General features: G+C 38.3%; 17 protein-coding genes. 4 read left to right on the top strand and 13 right to left on the bottom strand.

Annotation, left to right across the window (positions count from 1 at the left end; all coding sequences use genetic code 11):
• Window positions 1-218: 218 nt before the first annotated feature.
• From pssA to rluD, 4 genes are all read right to left on the bottom strand, one after another.
• On the bottom strand, window positions 219-1,007 hold the full coding sequence (gene pssA / locus EOK74_RS04155; RefSeq protein WP_133468656.1) for a CDP-diacylglycerol--serine O-phosphatidyltransferase: 789 nt from the start codon (window positions 1,005-1,007) through the stop codon (window positions 219-221).
• Window positions 1,008-1,187: 180 nt separating this feature from the next.
• Window positions 1,188-3,758: an ATP-dependent chaperone ClpB gene (gene clpB, locus EOK74_RS04150; protein ID WP_133468655.1), complete on the bottom strand. Its 2,571-nt coding sequence runs from the start codon at window positions 3,756-3,758 to the stop codon at window positions 1,188-1,190.
• Between the two features lie 142 nt (window positions 3,759-3,900).
• Window positions 3,901-4,653, bottom strand: coding sequence for a peptidoglycan editing factor PgeF (gene pgeF, locus EOK74_RS04145; RefSeq protein ID WP_133468654.1), 753 nt, complete (start codon window positions 4,651-4,653; stop codon window positions 3,901-3,903).
• A 2-nt stretch (window positions 4,654-4,655) separates the two neighbouring features.
• Entirely contained in the window at window positions 4,656-5,639 is a 984-nt protein-coding gene (gene rluD / locus EOK74_RS04140; protein WP_133468653.1) for a 23S rRNA pseudouridine(1911/1915/1917) synthase RluD, read from the bottom strand.
• Window positions 5,640-5,811: 172 nt separating this feature from the next.
• Between rluD and EOK74_RS04135 the strand changes: the two genes are divergently transcribed.
• Both EOK74_RS04135 and EOK74_RS04130 read left to right on the top strand, forming a co-directional pair.
• Window positions 5,812-6,585, top strand: a complete 774-nt coding sequence (locus EOK74_RS04135; RefSeq protein ID WP_133468652.1) for an outer membrane protein assembly factor BamD — start codon at window positions 5,812-5,814, stop codon at window positions 6,583-6,585.
• Window positions 6,586-6,824: 239 nt separating this feature from the next.
• On the top strand, window positions 6,825-7,373 hold the full coding sequence (locus EOK74_RS04130) for a chalcone isomerase family protein (RefSeq protein WP_133468651.1): 549 nt from the start codon (window positions 6,825-6,827) through the stop codon (window positions 7,371-7,373).
• A gap of 19 nt (window positions 7,374-7,392) precedes the next feature.
• On the opposite strand, the gene EOK74_RS04125 is transcribed toward EOK74_RS04130, so the two are convergent.
• The 5 genes from EOK74_RS04125 to EOK74_RS04110 form a co-directional block, all read right to left on the bottom strand.
• Entirely contained in the window at window positions 7,393-8,013 is a 621-nt protein-coding gene (locus EOK74_RS04125; RefSeq protein WP_133468650.1) for a MarC family protein, read from the bottom strand.
• Between the two features lie 215 nt (window positions 8,014-8,228).
• Window positions 8,229-8,807 carry a 3'-5' exonuclease gene (locus tag EOK74_RS04120; RefSeq protein ID WP_133468649.1) on the bottom strand — a complete coding sequence of 193 codons (579 nt, stop codon included), beginning with the start codon at window positions 8,805-8,807 and terminating at the stop codon, window positions 8,229-8,231.
• 37 nt (window positions 8,808-8,844) lie between these two features.
• Entirely contained in the window at window positions 8,845-9,444 is a 600-nt protein-coding gene (locus EOK74_RS04115) for an alpha/beta hydrolase (RefSeq protein WP_275404656.1), read from the bottom strand.
• Window positions 9,401-9,661 carry an alpha/beta hydrolase-fold protein gene (locus EOK74_RS21255; RefSeq protein WP_275404657.1) on the bottom strand — a complete coding sequence of 87 codons (261 nt, stop codon included), beginning with the start codon at window positions 9,659-9,661 and terminating at the stop codon, window positions 9,401-9,403. Before EOK74_RS21255 ends, EOK74_RS04115 begins: the two co-directional genes overlap by 44 nt.
• A gap of 147 nt (window positions 9,662-9,808) precedes the next feature.
• On the bottom strand, window positions 9,809-10,732 hold the full coding sequence (locus EOK74_RS04110) for a PEP-CTERM sorting domain-containing protein (RefSeq protein WP_133468648.1): 924 nt from the start codon (window positions 10,730-10,732) through the stop codon (window positions 9,809-9,811).
• Window positions 10,733-11,285: 553 nt separating this feature from the next.
• Here EOK74_RS04110 and EOK74_RS04105 point away from each other — a divergent pair.
• On the top strand, window positions 11,286-12,578 hold the full coding sequence (locus tag EOK74_RS04105) for an ABC transporter substrate-binding protein (protein ID WP_133468647.1): 1,293 nt from the start codon (window positions 11,286-11,288) through the stop codon (window positions 12,576-12,578).
• A 21-nt stretch (window positions 12,579-12,599) separates the two neighbouring features.
• Window positions 12,600-15,296, top strand: a complete 2,697-nt coding sequence (locus EOK74_RS04100; RefSeq protein ID WP_133468646.1) for an ATP-binding protein — start codon at window positions 12,600-12,602, stop codon at window positions 15,294-15,296.
• 60 nt (window positions 15,297-15,356) lie between these two features.
• On the opposite strand, the gene EOK74_RS04095 is transcribed toward EOK74_RS04100, so the two are convergent.
• From EOK74_RS04095 to EOK74_RS04085, 4 genes are all read right to left on the bottom strand, one after another.
• Entirely contained in the window at window positions 15,357-15,626 is a 270-nt protein-coding gene (locus EOK74_RS04095) for a hypothetical protein (RefSeq protein WP_133468645.1), read from the bottom strand.
• Window positions 15,627-15,729: 103 nt separating this feature from the next.
• Window positions 15,730-15,885 (bottom strand): hypothetical protein, encoded by a 156-nt coding sequence (locus EOK74_RS20935; RefSeq protein ID WP_205964510.1) that lies wholly within the window; start codon window positions 15,883-15,885, stop codon window positions 15,730-15,732.
• 6 nt (window positions 15,886-15,891) lie between these two features.
• Window positions 15,892-16,161: an alpha/beta hydrolase-fold protein gene (locus EOK74_RS20930; protein ID WP_205964508.1), complete on the bottom strand. Its 270-nt coding sequence runs from the start codon at window positions 16,159-16,161 to the stop codon at window positions 15,892-15,894.
• 501 nt (window positions 16,162-16,662) lie between these two features.
• On the bottom strand, window positions 16,663-16,977 hold the full coding sequence (locus tag EOK74_RS04085; RefSeq protein WP_133468644.1) for a hypothetical protein: 315 nt from the start codon (window positions 16,975-16,977) through the stop codon (window positions 16,663-16,665).
• Between the last annotated feature and the right edge of the window lie 31 nt (window positions 16,978-17,008).

The following is a 17,008-nucleotide window of genomic DNA, read 5'->3' as shown; positions in this document are numbered from 1 at the left end:
TGGCTGACTCCCCGAAGCGAGGGCGCATTATAGAGAGAACAAATTCCTATGCAACACTTTATTTCATTTTTTATTCCAACTGCTTACTTTTCACTCGACATGTATGACTTAAGTTGTAATTACAGTGCAAATGACAAAAAAAAGCACTCATAAAATATGAGTGCTTAGTATTTTAAACCTTTGCCTTTAGGCATATAACCTTATCAAGGTATAGAAAGCTAATCGGGCTTATCAGTATTATCTTTCTGGTCACAATCTACATCAGTTTCTTCTGTGTCACCCACAACATCTTCTAATCTAACCTTGTCTACCATTCTAAATGTATTAATAGGTCCAGCTAGCGCATATAAAAGAAATACTATAAATAGTACTAAAGCGGGCTCTGTTGCAACCACGACAAAGACCAACAATATGAGTAGAAGCACAACAAACGGAACCTTACCGTGCAAATTTATATCTTTAAAAGAATTATATTTGAAATTGCTTACCATTAACAACCCAGACAGGCCTGTTACCAAAGCAACTATAACTCCGTAGTCTTGGCCATTAATATCATACTCAACACCAACCCATATAAGTCCAGCAACTAGGGCAGCCGCAGCAGGACTTGCTAGCCCTTGAAAGAAACGGCTATCTGCAATACCGATTTGAGTATTAAACCGAGCTAATCTAAGAGCTGCACCTGCAACATAAATAAATGCAGCCAGCCATCCTATCTTGCCTAAGCCTGATAACCCCCAGTTATAGGCAACCAAAGCAGGAGCAACACCAAAAGAAACCATATCAGCCATAGAGTCGTATTCAGCTCCGAACTCACTCTGAGTATTGGTAATTCGAGCCACTCGTCCATCTAGCCCATCAAATATCATGGCTACAAAAATTGCTACTGCCGCCGCTTCAAAGCGACCATTCATTGAAGATACCACTGCAAAGAAACCTGAAAATAGCCCTGCAGTTGTTAGCAGATTAGGTAAAAGGTATATACCTCTACGCTTTTGATCTGGCATTGTTTTTGTCTCACCCTTATATGGTTACAAATTATATAATATTTTAGTTTATCGCGTTTACCGCACCCTAGTATACAGCTCATTGTCTACAAGCTAAAACCTACGAATCCCTTTTAATAAAGAAAGGCCAGTATAATACTGACCTTGAGTTCAAGAATAACCAATTAATAAAAGGAAATGCTAACTAATAATTAACTTTTCTCCTTCGCAATCAACTTTAACAATGCCATCACGGCCCAAGTCTCCAGCTAATATTTTCTGAGCTAATGGGTTTTCAATTTCAAGCTGAATCGCTCTTTTTAATGGTCTAGCTCCAAACACGGGATCAAACCCGGCTTCAGCTAATTTATCGAGTGCAGATAAGCTAAGCTCTAGTTTATAACCTTTGTCGGCTAAGCGATCTCTAAGTGCCCGAAGTTGGATCTTAGCAATAGACTTTATCTGCTCTAAACCTAGCGGATGGAATACTACAGTATCATCTACTCTGTTTATAAATTCTGGTCTAAAATGCTCACCAACGACCCCCATTACCAAGTCCTTCATCTGCTGGTAGTTTTTCTCAGCGCTGACTTCCTGAATGATATCTGAGCCCAAATTAGAGGTCATAATAATTACGGTATTCTTAAAATCGACAGTTCTGCCCTGTCCATCCGTCAAACGGCCATCATCTAAAACCTGCAGTAAAATATTAAAAACATCAGGATGTGCTTTTTCTACTTCGTCTAATAAAATGACTGAGTAGGGTTTACGTCGCACCGCCTCTGTTAAATAACCGCCTTCTTCATAACCTACATAACCAGGAGGTGCACCAACCAAACGAGATACAGAGTGTTTTTCCATAAATTCCGACATATCAATGCGCACCATGGCATCTTGGGTATCAAATAAAAACCCAGCTAAAGTTTTACAAAGTTCAGTTTTACCCACGCCAGTTGGTCCCAAAAACAAAAATGACCCTATGGGTTTATTGGGGTCTGACAGCCCAGCTCTAGAACGTCTAATTGCATTTGATACAGCCTCAACCGCTTCTTGTTGCCCAACCACACTTTCTTTAAGTGCATCTTCCATGGATAAGAGTTTAGCTTTTTCACCTTCCAACATTTTTGAGACTGGTATGCCGGTCCAGCGAGATAAAACGTCTGCAATTTCATTATCAGAAACCTTATTTTTAAGTAAGGTAGTCTCTTCTGTTTCTGACTCAGTAGCCAACTCCAACTTTGCTTCTAATTCTGGAATTCTGCCATATTGTAATTCAGACATACGGCTTAAGTCTGAGGCTCTTCTGGCAATCTCTAGATCTAATTTTGCTTGTTCTAATTCAGAACGAATATTTTGGGTTCCTTGAACCGCTTGCTTTTCAGTAAGCCATACTTTTTCAAACTCTGAAAACTTGTACTCTGCTTGCTCTCGTTCTAATTCGATGAGCTCTAATCGTTTGTGACTTACTTCATCTTTCTCTTTTGCTAAGGCTTGCTCTTCGAGTTTGAGTTGAATAATTCGCCGTTCTAACTTATCCATATCTTCGGGCTTAGAGTCCATTTGCAATCGGATACTAGAAGCGGCTTCATCAATCAAATCGATGGCTTTATCTGGCAGTTGCCTGTCACTAATATAACGATGTGACAAAGTTGCCGCTGCTACAATCGCTGGATCGGTAATTTCCACAGAGTGGTGCAATTCATAGCGCTCTTTTAGACCTCTAAGTATAGCAATTGTATCTTCCACACTAGGTTCATCTACTAATACTTTTTGAAACCTGCGCTCTAATGCCGCGTCTTTTTCTATAAATTGACGATACTCATTTAATGTAGTGGCACCAACACAATGTAACTCTCCTCTTGCCAACGCTGGTTTAAGCATGTTCCCTGCATCCATGGCACCTTCACCTTTACCAGCTCCAACCATAGTATGAAGCTCATCGATAAAGAGGATCACTCGGCCTTCTTCTTTACTTAATTCACTCAATACAGCCTTTAAACGTTCTTCAAACTCACCGCGAAATTTTGCCCCCGCTATTAAGGATCCCATATCCAGAGACAATACACGTTTGTTTTTTAAACCTTCAGGCACTTCACCATTAATAATCCGTTGAGCTAGACCTTCAGCAATGGCTGTTTTACCCACACCCGGCTCACCAATTAGAACCGGATTATTTTTTGTTCGGCGCTGTAAAACTTGAATCGTACGGCGTATTTCATCATCCCGACCTATAACCGGATCAAGCTTGCCCTGCTCTGCTCGTTCAGTTAAATCAGTTGTAAATTTTTCTAAGGCCTGGCGCACATCCTCCGCATTGGGGTCTGTCACTTTTTGGCCGCCACGTATCTTTTCAATACTTTCTTCAATACTTTTTTCATTAGCACCAGATTGTTTTAAAATTTCTCCTAAGGCACCTTTATCTTGTAAAGCCGCTAAAACAAACACTTCAGAAGTAATATATTCGTCTTTTCTTTTTTGAGAAATTTTGTCACTTAAATTTAAGAGAATGACACTACTTTTACTCAGTTGTACGTCCCCCCCGGAGCCTTGAACTCTCGGTAACCTTTCAACCGCTTCTGCTAATGCTGAACGTAAGCTATTAACATTCATACCTGCTTGATCAAGTAATGGACGAACAGAACCTCCTTGCTGATTTAACAATGATGTCATTAAATGCACAGGTTCAATATATTGATGGTCGCGACCGAGAGCTAAAGATTGTGCTTCAGAAAGTGCCGCTTGGAATTTACTTGTAAAACTATCTAATTGCATAAAAGGTACTCCACCTCTACTTTACATGAAGTATTAATGGGTACAATTTATTGGCTAATCAAGTGGTGTTCGATAATTTGGCTATACTGATTAATTAAAATTTGATGTAGATCAATTCACTAAATACACCGGAAAATAATAGTTATTCAATATAAACCGCACTGACCATTCTTCCTGTAGTGACAGGCATTTTATCAGTACTATCAAGTTCATGAGTCGCACGGCGGTGGGAAAAAAACAAGTCACTTTGTCTATATGTACAAAAATTCCCACCGTACACTTTATCTATGCCATAGTTGGCGAGCTTTTGTTTTGCTATCAGATATAAATCTAACAAATATTTACCACTAGCATGGCTTGATATAAATGCTTGGGGATATTGAAGAAAAGCTTCTTTAACGTCCTCACCTACTTCAAAGTTACCTTGGCTTATAGCAGGGCCTAACCATGCCATGATATCTGCAGGGTTAACCTTCATCGCAGCGATAGAATTTTCAATAATGCCAGCCGCTAAACCTCGCCAACCTGCATGTACCGCAGCTACAACCTCTCCTTTGATATCACATAACAAAAGAGGTAAACAATCTGCAGTCATTACCCCACATACTTGATTTTTGTTACGGCTAAAACTGGCATCAGCTTCTATATTTGTTGGCTGGGGAAGATCTAAATTGACACAATTTGTACTGTGAGTTTGAATCAACCAAGTTATGTTTTCGTGATTTGGTAGCAAATCACGATTTTTATCTACGATTAACTCATCATCATTAACATGTTTCGCCACGTTCAGACTATTGAAAGGAGGTTGGCTAAACCCTCCTATTCTAGTACTAACGTACGCCTTTATATTTTTAGGCGCAGGCCAATCAGGATAAATAAATAAAGGCAGAGACAAACTTAAACTTCTCCACTTCCATGTTCAGCCTTGTCCTCACGCAATACTTGTAACAAGTCAACGAAATCATCGGGTAAAGGAGCTTTCCACGACATCCACTCACCTGTAATTGGGTGAGTTAACTCTAATTGCACAGCATGCAGAGCTTGGCGTCTAAAGCCTCTTAACATATCCACCATTTTTTGGTCACACGCTTTAGGTGGTCTAGGACGGCCGCCATAAGCTTGGTCACCAACCAATGGGTATCTTAGGTGGGACATATGCACTCGTATTTGGTGAGTTCTACCAGATTCTAACTTTAATCTAAGATAAGTATGCGCTCTGAACTTCTCTTTAACTCGATAATGTGTCATGGCAGGTTTACCAGACTCTCGTACTGCCATATTGGTACGTTTAGTTGGATGCCTACCAATTGGTTCATCAATAGTTCCGCCGGCCACCATAGTACCAATCACAACAGCTTCATATTCTCGGCTGATTTCTCGCGCTTGCAGTTGCTCCACTAAATGAGTTTGTGCAGGGATAGTTTTAGCCACCACCATTAAACCTGTTGTATCTTTGTCTAAGCGATGCACAATTCCAGCCCTTGGCACATTCTCAATTCCGGGAACATGGCTTAACAAGGCATTTAAAATTGTACCATCGGAATTTCCAGCACCAGGATGTACAACTAGATCTGTGGGTTTATTAATAACTAAAATATCATCATCTTCATAAACTATATTCAAATCGATAGGCTGAGCAAGATGTTGAACTTGTACTTCAAGCTCTACATCAATCTCTATTTGCTCTTCGCCAACCAACTTTTCTCTTGGTTTATTAGAGATTTCACCATCTACGGTGACTTTATCACCCAAAATCCATTCTTTTATACGAGATCTTGAATAATCGGGGAACATTTCGGCCAAAGCTTGATCTAAGCGTTTACCAAATAAATTATCAGGCACTTGGGCCTGAAGTTGTATTTTTTCATGTGAGGTAGACATGCATTAAACATCCTGAAAGTGTTTCGTAACGATTTATGTGTGCATAGCCCAATTTGGTGGGGTAGAATGCGCTGCAGTTATCGATTAGGTAAACTACTATTCTAACGGATTTTTGTCCTCAATGAATCAAACATCACCAATCGAATAGTCAAATATGAGCAAAAAGAGCAATATGATCAGTAAAGTCAATGTAAGAAATATATTAATAACTAGTACCTTAATGATGTTGGTGGCCTGTTCTTCAGTGCCAGAAGACGAAGACATCGATTTGGTACTTAAAAATCGAAGTGCACAAAGTTTGTATCAAGAAGCAAAAGAAAAAATGATCTTGGGCAACTTTAATGCAGCAACAGAAACCCTTAAAGCCTTAGATTCACGCTTTCCATTTGGGCCACTATCTCATCAAGTACAACTAGATTTGATATACGGATATTACAAAACGGGACGAATTGACGAAGCGTTAGCGGCCATAGATCGCTTCACTCGACTCAATCCCAATCATTCAGATGTGGATTACGCTTTTTATATGCGTGGATTAGCTAATATGGAAGTAGATAACAACTTATTCCAAGACTTAGCAGGAATTGACAGATCAGATAGAGACCCAAGTAGTTCTCGTCAAGCATTTAGCGATTTCAGACGTTTAATAGAAAAGTTCCCAAACAGTAAATATGCCGCAGACGCACAGAAGCGTATGTTACATATTAAAAGCCGTTTAGCTAAATACGAAATAGCCATCGCGCGTTACTACATGCGGCGTGATGCTTATGTAGCTGCGGCTAATCGTGGAAAGTACGTGATTGAGCATTATCCAGATACTCAACACGTTCGTGAAGCGTTAGAGATAATGGTTGAATGTTATGACCAACTTAAATTGGATAAGTTAAAGAATAATGTCATGAAAACCCTTAAGTTAAATTACCCTGACAGTAGCTTTATTAGTTAACTGATAAACTACCATTATAAAAACGCGCATTAAGCGCGTTTTTTTATATGAAAAAATAAATCAGTATCTAGTTGCTAGTCTTCTAGGCAATAAGCAACCTAACTTGTAATAAGCCATGTCAAACGTAAAAATACTTTAATACTCCAATCACCAGGCAAGTTAAAAAACCGGTATCCAGTAAACTATTTCATCAAACTAAACGTACTTAAAATACATTAGTTATTTTACTCTGAGCATCAATGACCCATTTAAAATATAGAGTCAGCTATAATCATCATGCTGTGAGTTTTTATTGCTCACTTACTTTTCTGATACTACTTTATTCACAACACGCTTTAAGTAACCCTTTAACCAATTTAACTCAAGTTGGCGAAGCAAAACTGACAGTTTTTTTCTGGGACATATACAATTCAAGCTTGTACAGTCAAAATGGAATATATGCAGCTGATGAATTCCCTCAGGCATTAAAAATAACTTACCTACGTGATATCAGCAGTAAAGATTTAGTAAAACATACTAAAAAAGAATGGCTAAAATTAGGCGTATCTGCAGAGCGAATTGAAGAATGGCTTGGTGCGCTAACCGATCTATTTCCGGATATAAATAAAGGGGATACTCTGCTACTAATTGTAAACCAAGAAAAAACCAGTGAGTTTTTCTTAAACGATACCTCTATAGGCGAAGTTTCTGATAAAGAGTTTGGAGAAAACTTTTTAAAAATATGGTTAGACGAAAACGCTAGTTACCCAAAAGTCCGTAATAAACTTCTAGGAAAGTCAGATAACTAGGTAATCTTATAAAGGCAAACTATGATTGGATTAACGTATAATAATCCTGAAATCCAACCAAAATATTAGTGGTAGCGATAGAGGAAAGTATTAACCCCATCACTCGGCTTATAACACTTGCCCCACTGCTACCAATCACTTTTGCGATAACGCCAGAAAGCAACATTAAAATATAAGTTAACAGTAAAACCGACAGCATAACTAAAGCAGTCTGCGCTTGCTCCCAAAAAGTATATACCGCATTTTTGGTTAACAGAATTGCGGCTAACATTGCACCTGGGCTAGCAATTGATGGCACGGCTAAAGGAAAAATGGCGGTTTCTCTATGAGAGTTCTCTAATAATTTGATTTCTTCTTCAGGCTTACTATCACCAAATATCATATTAAGAGCAAATAGGAATAAAACTATGCCCCCTGATATTTGAAACGCAGGCAAAGGTATAGATAATACATTTAAAATAACCTCACCTATTCCCATAAAAAATAACAGTACACAAGCAGCCACTATGGTTGCAAGTAAAGCAACTCTGCGCCTTATCTTAGGCTCATATTTATCAGTCACTGCAATAAATACAGGTAAGGTACCAATAGGGTCAATTACCGCAAAAAACACAATAAAAACCGCTAAATAATCAATCATTACTACTCCATATAAAAGGTTAAAAACCAAACTTAGTCGAACATCTTAAGTAAGAAATACTTAAGCTTTAGATAAACAATATATCAAAGATGGGGATAATCACTTGAACACACAATACAAACTTTGCTAAGTGGCGGCTTAAATGATTTTAAAGCTCAAGAAAAACGTCATGGTCGTATAAAATGCTCAACTATGCTTAAAAAAACGAGCACAGCTTAATAGCTGACCAAGCTCTTTTTGATACAAATGGCACAATGGGCATCATTGGCGGCGTATAAAATTTGATGTTGCCGCAATGGATATTGCCCCCAATTTGAGCGCTGAGCGCCTTTTCCTAATCGTTTGTAAAGTACCATAGCCACCGCAGCCCTAGCCCCAATTGGGTCTTTATCGCCAGTTAAACGTTTTAACTCAAGAGACAAATCTAAGGTATTAGCTAGATTTATATTAAGCTTACATAGCGCCTTATTGTCACCTTTAAGGCCAAACCCTACCTTTTGAATATCTTGATTACACAATATAACGCCTGCAGCAGATAGAGCAGCCGAAAATCTAACTGGAAATAAAAACCCTCTAGATTCTGTAGCAAGTTGAATCAAAGTGGGTCCCGAGCTAGATTGCCCAGGTTTGAATATAGGTTTGCTTTCAGTATCAAAGCCCACACTAGACTCACTCTCTAAGACTTTTAGTGCATTACTTGCATCCAATTCAGTTTCTATAATATTGATATCAGAAACCTTAAGGCCAGCATACAGAGGTAGGTTATTTATTTGCTCTTTAGAAGGGCGCTGCAATTTTAAACCCTATAAATATTTCTATCATTTTTTTTCACTAGAGATCAACATTGGTAGCTCGAAACCTATAGTAGCCTTTTAGCGCTTTAGGGACTGAAATATATGGATTCAGTTCATGGTTGGCACCTTTACTATAGCTATACTCAGAATATAAACTGATTGGTGCATTAGATTCAATTGCGGATAGTAAGCCTTTAAACGAACCGCTAATAATTGCGTTATCGTCGCCTCCCAAACTTAAATATAAATATAGTGGCTTTTCTTTCACTCCATTTAGTCCCTTCTTAAATTCATCAACTACAACAGAGTTATCGTACCAAGCTGCGGGACTAAAGGAAAAATATCCAGTAAACAGATCTGGTTTAGTCACTAACGTATATAAAACAAATCTCCCCCCAGCTGAAAAACCGCTCAATATCCTATTGTTATTAATCGAATAATTATCTTCGATATAAGGTATGAGTTCAGTTTCTATAAATCTTAAAAACAAATCTCCTTTGCCAAATATTAATGGAGAATTATCACTTGCAGGACGAGCCTCGATTCTTACATCTTTTCGTGCATATGGGGGGACAAGGTCTCGGTTTCTTGAATCACTCAAAAAAAAGATTTGGTATAGCAATAAGAATAGAATCATTCACATTCCCTTGCTGTGATAACTCTGAAATTACCTCATCCCAACGACTTAAATTGAAATTACCGTCTGATTTAATTATCAAGGGATAGCGCTTTTTCTCATCATAATTGTTTGGTAGGCGGATGAATAGCTTTCTATCTTCATCTAAAACAGAGGAGTAAATTGTGAGATCGGTAAAATCAGAAGTGTAATCTTCAACATACCTGTTAAAAAGCAACAAAATTAAAGTTAAAAATGTGACTGCAATAACCAGAGTGGTAATAACCTTATTTGAAATCTGAACCTACTAACCTCCCAGTATTATCAATATATTAATGTTTACTATTACCCAAAAACGATGGCGTAGGGTGCAAACTTACTAAGATTAAACGCAGCTTTTGGGCCAAACTGAGTTGGGACTGATTAGTGGAGAACCACTCATTTGACGCTCTGCCGATAACTGCTCAAATGCCGCCTGCTGTAACATGCTTATTTCACGTTTTGACATACCAAGTTCATAACCTGAACATTCATTTGATCCTAGTGAGCGAGGGTCAACGCCGGTCAAATTTCCAAAAACCACAAGCGCATGTAAATAATAACCATAATTGCTGCCATGGTAATTATCCCAAGTCCACAGATTAACCTTGCCAAACTCAACACCGTCGTAAGGATTAGCATCAGCAATACCTAGGGTTATAGCTTTTGTCCAAGCTTCTCCCACAGCATTCACTCCTTTAATAACAGCTGATGTTGCGGCGGCTTTATCGTATCCGGCGCGAATATCCAAGGCCATTTTCCCTACTGAAGCTCCTGACCAAGGGCGCTCAGCTTGATAAATTAAATCAGCCCGCGACCAAGTAGAGGTAAGAAAAACCTCAACTTTAGGGTTTAGCTTTTCTAAAAACGTAGACATTTTTTTAGTAGATTCAACAAACCTGGTTGGGTCACCAGGAATTTTACGGTCTAACGTACTAAAACCATGCATTACCACCTTATCCCAAGGCTTTTTATTGATTACCTGTAGCTTATTTTGCACATGGAAACTCAGGTCACTACCGCCTCTAGTTTCAACATAAACATCATAATCAAAGCCTGCTTGCTTAGTAAATGATTTAAAAAGTGCGGGAACCCCTCCAATCTTTTCATTGTTTAAATCAGTTACAGAGTCAGTGCGGTAATGTTTAACAGATGAGCCATAACCATAGGTAAAACTATTACCGATAAACAACACACGGGTTTCTGCGGCAGTAACAAAGCTACTCAATACAAGCACTAAGCTAAACATACGGGAAATAACTAGATTCATAATTTGCTCTGTGAATATCTTATTGTTACAGAATAACGGGCCAGCTAGATGATAACAACCTAACTAGTTGTAGTATCCCCCTAACGCAGAACTCTAGTAATTTAGATATCTACAATTTTATTATTTTGAAAATTGAGGTTGGCATCTGCAAATGAATGATCACAAATACCAGCACAGTTGTTCTTAGTTGCCATGGTGTCTTTAATCTAACCTCTACACCGTATGAGAGACACCTTCAATATATCTATTTTTACCTCTATAGGCATAGCACTCAATGGCTTCAGATTAGCTAAACCATATTAATGAATTTCTATACAAACAATTATTTCTGAACCTACGCTTGCGACGGTTATTCTCATTTCCCACATTTTCACATCACTTTTCATCACTTTTCATCACTCAAAAAAGCTAAATCCAATACGTATACTGACGAATAAAATATCTAAAATTGACTATCCTTAAAAAATAATGAATATAAGTTTAGCTACTACGACTAAAGATTAATTGTTAAAAATAAAATGATATTTATAGTTAAGGTTAACAAGGAGAGTTTATGAACATTATCAATAAAACCCCTGAAATTATCGATATCAATCGCCGTAAAACCCTAAAGACAATAGTAAAAACTGGTATTTCCGCAGGCGCAATAGTTAAAGCCCCTTACGTTTTTGCAAAAAACACCCCTACCCTAAGAGTATTAGGTACCCATGTAACCCTGCAAGAAGAATTAAGACAACAAGCCATGAGTGACTTGGGGATCAATATTTCTTTTGAGGCCAGAGGTAGTGCATCTGTTCTACAAAAAGCAGCTATCTCTCCTCAAAGCTTTGATTTATATGAACAATGGTCAAACAGCATCAATGTTTTATGGCGCTCTAAAGCTATCCAAAGTATAGATAAAAAGCGCTTGAAGTACTGGGACGAAATCAATCCATTAACCAAAACCGGTAAAGTCACCCCAAACGCTAATTATGGAGCGGGAGATGCACCATATAAAATACTTCACGTTCAGCCTAATGGTAAGTTAGGCACTGAGCACACTGACCACATCAGCTTTTTGCCTTATGTACACAACGTTGATTCTTTTGGCTACAACACAGAGGTAATAGATAAAGGAATTCCCTACCAAACAGAAAGCTGGGGCTGGTTATTAGATGAAAGATATTCAGGAAAAGTAGGCATAGTCAACGCTCCGACAATAGGACTCTTTGACCTGGCCTTAGCAGCTCAAGCACAGGGTTTAGCCAGTTTCGCCAATATAGGAGCCATGACTAAGCTAGAACTAGATGCCTTGTTCAAAATTTTAAACAACCTAAAAGCACAAGGCCACTTTAGTGGTTTCTGGACCTCTGTACCAGAGTCCGTAGAGTTTATGCGCACAAAACGGATTGTAATAGAAAGTATGTTCTCCCCCGCGGTGACCCAGCTCAATAGTCAAAATATTCCAGTGACTTTTGCAGCTCCCAAAGAGGGCTATCGCGGCTGGCACGGCGTGATGTGTTTATCAGCAGCCACTACAGGCAAAGTCAAAGACGTCGCCTATGAGTATATGAACTGGTGGTTATCTGGCTGGCCTGGAGCATTTATTGCCAGACAAGGCTATTACATATCAAACCCTCAACGCTCAAAACCTCTTTTGACAGAAGCTGAGTGGGGTTATTGGTATGATGGTAAGCCGGCATCTACATCTCTTCTTGGTACAGATGGTAAGGTAGCTGTATTACAGGGTGACATTCGTACTGGTGGTAGCTATGAAAAGCGCTTTAGTAACGTAGCCGTATGGAATACCGTCATGCCCACTTATGAATACAGCTTGCAAAAATGGTATGAGTTCATTAGCTCATAGTTGCAAATATTAAGGAGTGTTATGTTTTCATCACTTAAGGTGCAGGTTGGTGCCGTATTATCTATCCTAATTTTTCTATTGGTTTTACAAATTTTTACTACTCGCAGTAACCAAGAAACTTTATTTAAAGGCCTCAACCTCTCTCAGCAATCTTTACTTGATGTAAATACAGTTCGCGAGCTTGAGCGTGATGTCGCCAACTTACAACGTAATGTATTAATCTACAAAGACTCTGCCAGCCAGTCAGCGGCAATTCGCTTTAGTCGTTTAATAACAGACATTGAAGAAAAACTACAGATTTTAGAGCACTCCGTATTACCAGAAATGGATGAAGAATACGGGTTAAAACTGCTTAGCAGAATGCGCCAACACTTATTCGACTACTCCGACAATTTTAATGACGTAATAAAAGGTAGAACACGCCGCGAAGCCTTGTTTGAAAGTGGCTTACTAATAGAAATTGACTCACTAGTCGCCATAATAGAAAAACGTGATGCAGTGAATAACATACAATCACTTCCCATCGCTCTAATTGGGTTTCACTTAGCGCAAGCTGAAAATGATGCATTTAACTACATATTGAGTCCAGACCTAGCGCATATTGAACAATTTGAATCCAAAATTGAAAAGATCAGAGAAATTCTAAGGCAATATCCAGTGATGTCGGAACAAATTCCTACACTCGATAGCTCACTAATTAAAATTGAACAAAACTTTCTCCAATTAACACAAGTTACTCGAGGTTACTTATATTTAGTCAATGTGGTTATGACAGGCTCTGCTAATGAGTTTCTTTATTTAACTGGCCAGTTAAGTGAAAACGTCGCACTTTTATCTGAGCAAACCAATACCGTTATAATCAGTAATATTGAACAAACAAAAATTCGCAACGATATCACTTCGCTCTTTGGCATTATATTCGCGGTGGGAGCCGCTCTATTTTTGGGCATAAGAGTCATTGTTCCTATCAATGCCATAACAGATGTATTTGAACGACTAATTAGAGATAAAAAAATAGACTCCATACCAGGTTTAAATCGAAAAGACGATATAGGAAAGCTCGCTAAGGCAGCAAATGTATTTCGTGAAAATAATCTGCGTACTACGGAATTATTAACTGAGTCACAACACCTAATTGAACGACAAGAGCAATTAAATCGAGAGCTCGCTAGTGCAAAAGTGATTGCCGAAAAAGCGACTCAGTCAAAAAGTGTTTTTTTGGCCAATATGAGTCACGAAATTCGTACTCCGATGAATGGTATTATTGGTCTAGTGGAGCTTGGTCTAAGCGAGAACATGTCAGATAAACTTCGAGAGTATTTAATTAAAGTAAGTAACTCTAGTCAACTATTGATGACAGTGATCAATGACATTTTAGACTTTTCTAAAATAGAAGCTGGTAAGCTCGATATAGAACAAACCGATTTTTCGTTAGACTCTCTGTTTAACAACATACTCGCTAGCACCGGTATGCGAGCGCGAGAAAAAAACTTGAATGTCCGATTATTTGCCGACCCAAGCCTACCTAAAAAATTGGTTGGCGACCCCCAGCGTATTTGCCAAATCATGTTAAACCTCTGCAGTAATGCTATAAAATTTACTCGAAACGGCACCGTATTTATTAAATTTGGGGGCGAAAGTAGCGGTAAAGCAGGAGCATTCACTTTACATGCAGAGGTAAAAGATACAGGTATTGGCATGACAGACACGCAGCTTGAAAAGATATTTCACCCCTTCACACAAGCTGATGGGACGACAAGCAGAGAGTTTGGTGGAACGGGCCTTGGTTTAGCCATTGTTAAACAGTTAATTAACTTAATGAATGGCAAGATTACTGTCACATCAACTAAAAATGAGGGAAGTATCTTTACTTTGCAGCTCAAACTTAGAGCCTTTAAAGGACAAGCAAGCATATTAAGTAAAACACAACCCTCGTCAAACCATATTTATTATGTGCCAGAATCTCACTTAGTAAACCGAGAATATTTAGATGCGATGACAGAAAACTGTCACATCGAAACATTAAGATCCATTCAAGAACAACCTTTTGCTGAACCAAATAAGCAGGCCATCGCAATTTTTGATGCGAAAAGTAAAGAGCATCTGAACGCTTTAGAGCCGGCACTTCAATATTGCAAAGACAAAGCCATTAAGTTTGGATTTATTAAAGATACACAACCTCAACAACTCGCATCAGAGCTAATAAAAACGTGGCATACTCCTACATTATCTCATCCATTTACACCGCGAGAATTCAGTATATTTATTGATGAACTCCAAGGGATTTCTGCTTCGGCGGAAACTCTATTATCAGCGAAGAGCCAGCCAATAGAGCATAAACTAAAAGGTCATGTGTTATTAGTTGAAGATAACAGCATAAATCAAGCGGTAGCGGGTGAAATGCTAAAATCATTGGGAGTTAGCTACGACATAGCAGAAGACGGTCAACAAGCCGTAACAAAAATAACCAACTCTCCATACTACGATGTTATTTTAATGGACATACAAATGCCGGTAATGGACGGCTATACTGCAACAAAATTATTACGAGAAATAGGCTTCACCACACTACCAATATGTGGGTTATCTGCAAATGCCATGCAGCAAGATTATGAAAAAGCTAACGAGTCAGGAATGAACAAATATATCACTAAGCCCTTAAAACGAGACGTGCTAGCCAAAACGTTAGCCCAGTGGCTAGACTTCCCCCTCCCTTAACTATGCTCTAAAGCTGTTAATTTTAGGCTAGCTATTACCAGCACCGATTAGACAACTCATCTACCCTTTATGGATGTCACTTTTATTTTTTGCTTTCTGTATTTGCTTATTTTTAACGCCATGTTTTTCAATTATTGCTTTATGACAAGACTCATAACTGCCCTTTGACTTAGACCAACAATCACTATTATCGCTATTTAAACAGTACTCTAGTTTGGCAACAGCGAGCTTTTTACAAGGTATAAACTCGTTTGAAGTGGGTGATGCACTAATCCCCCCCACAAACATGCCCCCGGTCAATACACATAACTTAACTTTACAATTTGTCATTTTATCCCTTACTCATCATTAATGTAGATCATAAGATAACAATGCAACTACACAACTCCCCCTATAAACGGCGGACGAAAAAACACGGTAATTAACCTTAGCACTACTTCATAAATATTTTTTCAAAAGCACTGTACACTGCTAAATGCAGGGCATCACCATGATCTTGCTTTTTTAAATACTCAAAATAAAGGTTAGTGTTTTCATTCTCTACCCCCCTCAATTTGTCATACAACTCTCTGGCTGTTCTCTCTATCACTTCGCCCTATTTACCAACGGCGATAAACACATACTTTTTGGAAGTATATAAAGCTGGCGTGTACTTTAATAAAGACTCGTCATCCCACCATAAACTTGGGCTAGTAATAATGTAGTTATCAAATAAGTCTGGTTTTTTAAATAAAATTTCGGTTGCCAAAAGCCCTCTAAGAGACTGACTTATCAAGGTTTTGGTTGAAGTGGTTCTATATTTTGCGTCTATGTATGGTTGCAACTCAGTTTCAATAAAACGAACCAAACTGAACCAGCCCTGCAATATGAATAAAATCCTCTTCAATAGAGCCATCTAATAAATAGATCACAGGGTAATCTTTTGATAAAGCTTTTGAATATCCTTGGTGCAGATAAACATTTATCACCCTATTCTCATTCAATACCTCAGACTAAAGTACCACTCTCTAGCCAATCGACAGAGCAGTGACCTCAACTTCTTTATTTGCATCATCAGCTAAAACCTGATGACAAACTAGTAAAGCAATGAACATTACAACTGTTTTTATCAACTTTACGGTTATCTTTTATAGAGCTCTTCAGGAAGGCTAGATTATGACTACTTTTATACTTTATCAATGGAATACCTTGTAAAAATCCCGCTATAGCATTTTAAATCAAAAAAATGGCAACGAATTAGCCAAACTCAAAGATATTAGAAGCGAAAAATCAAAGGCTTTTAAGCTGCAAGTCTTCGTAACAACCAGTCTTTAATTAACCCCATGTAGCCTGATCCTGACTCAATGAATAACTCCATAATCACTTGTTAGGCATCTTGCATCTCAAATTTTTTCTTTGTATTTTCAAAAAGAATAAAACCAATAATTGTACCTGCGGGGAAAAATGGCATTAGCAAAAAGCCGCAAATTCTTGAAGCTACCCGTCCATATTCAGATTGAAGCTTGCATCCATATGCGATTGAAAAGTGAAGTAATGGAAAGAATATATTTACTAATGGTAAGTAAAACTTTCCTGTTTCCGTAATACTATCACCCGCAAAAAAATTGGGTATACCAAAGAGGAGAAAGCTCAGAAAACCGAGAAATATATGCCATTTTGTTAGAGTTTTGAAATTTGCCAATGGTTAACCTAGATGCCTAACGCCCGGCTCA

The organism is Paraglaciecola marina (assembly GCF_004360155.1).
Classification (GTDB): Bacteria; Pseudomonadota; Gammaproteobacteria; order Enterobacterales; family Alteromonadaceae; genus Paraglaciecola; species Paraglaciecola marina.
This window is presented reverse-complemented; position numbering and strand designations above follow the sequence as displayed.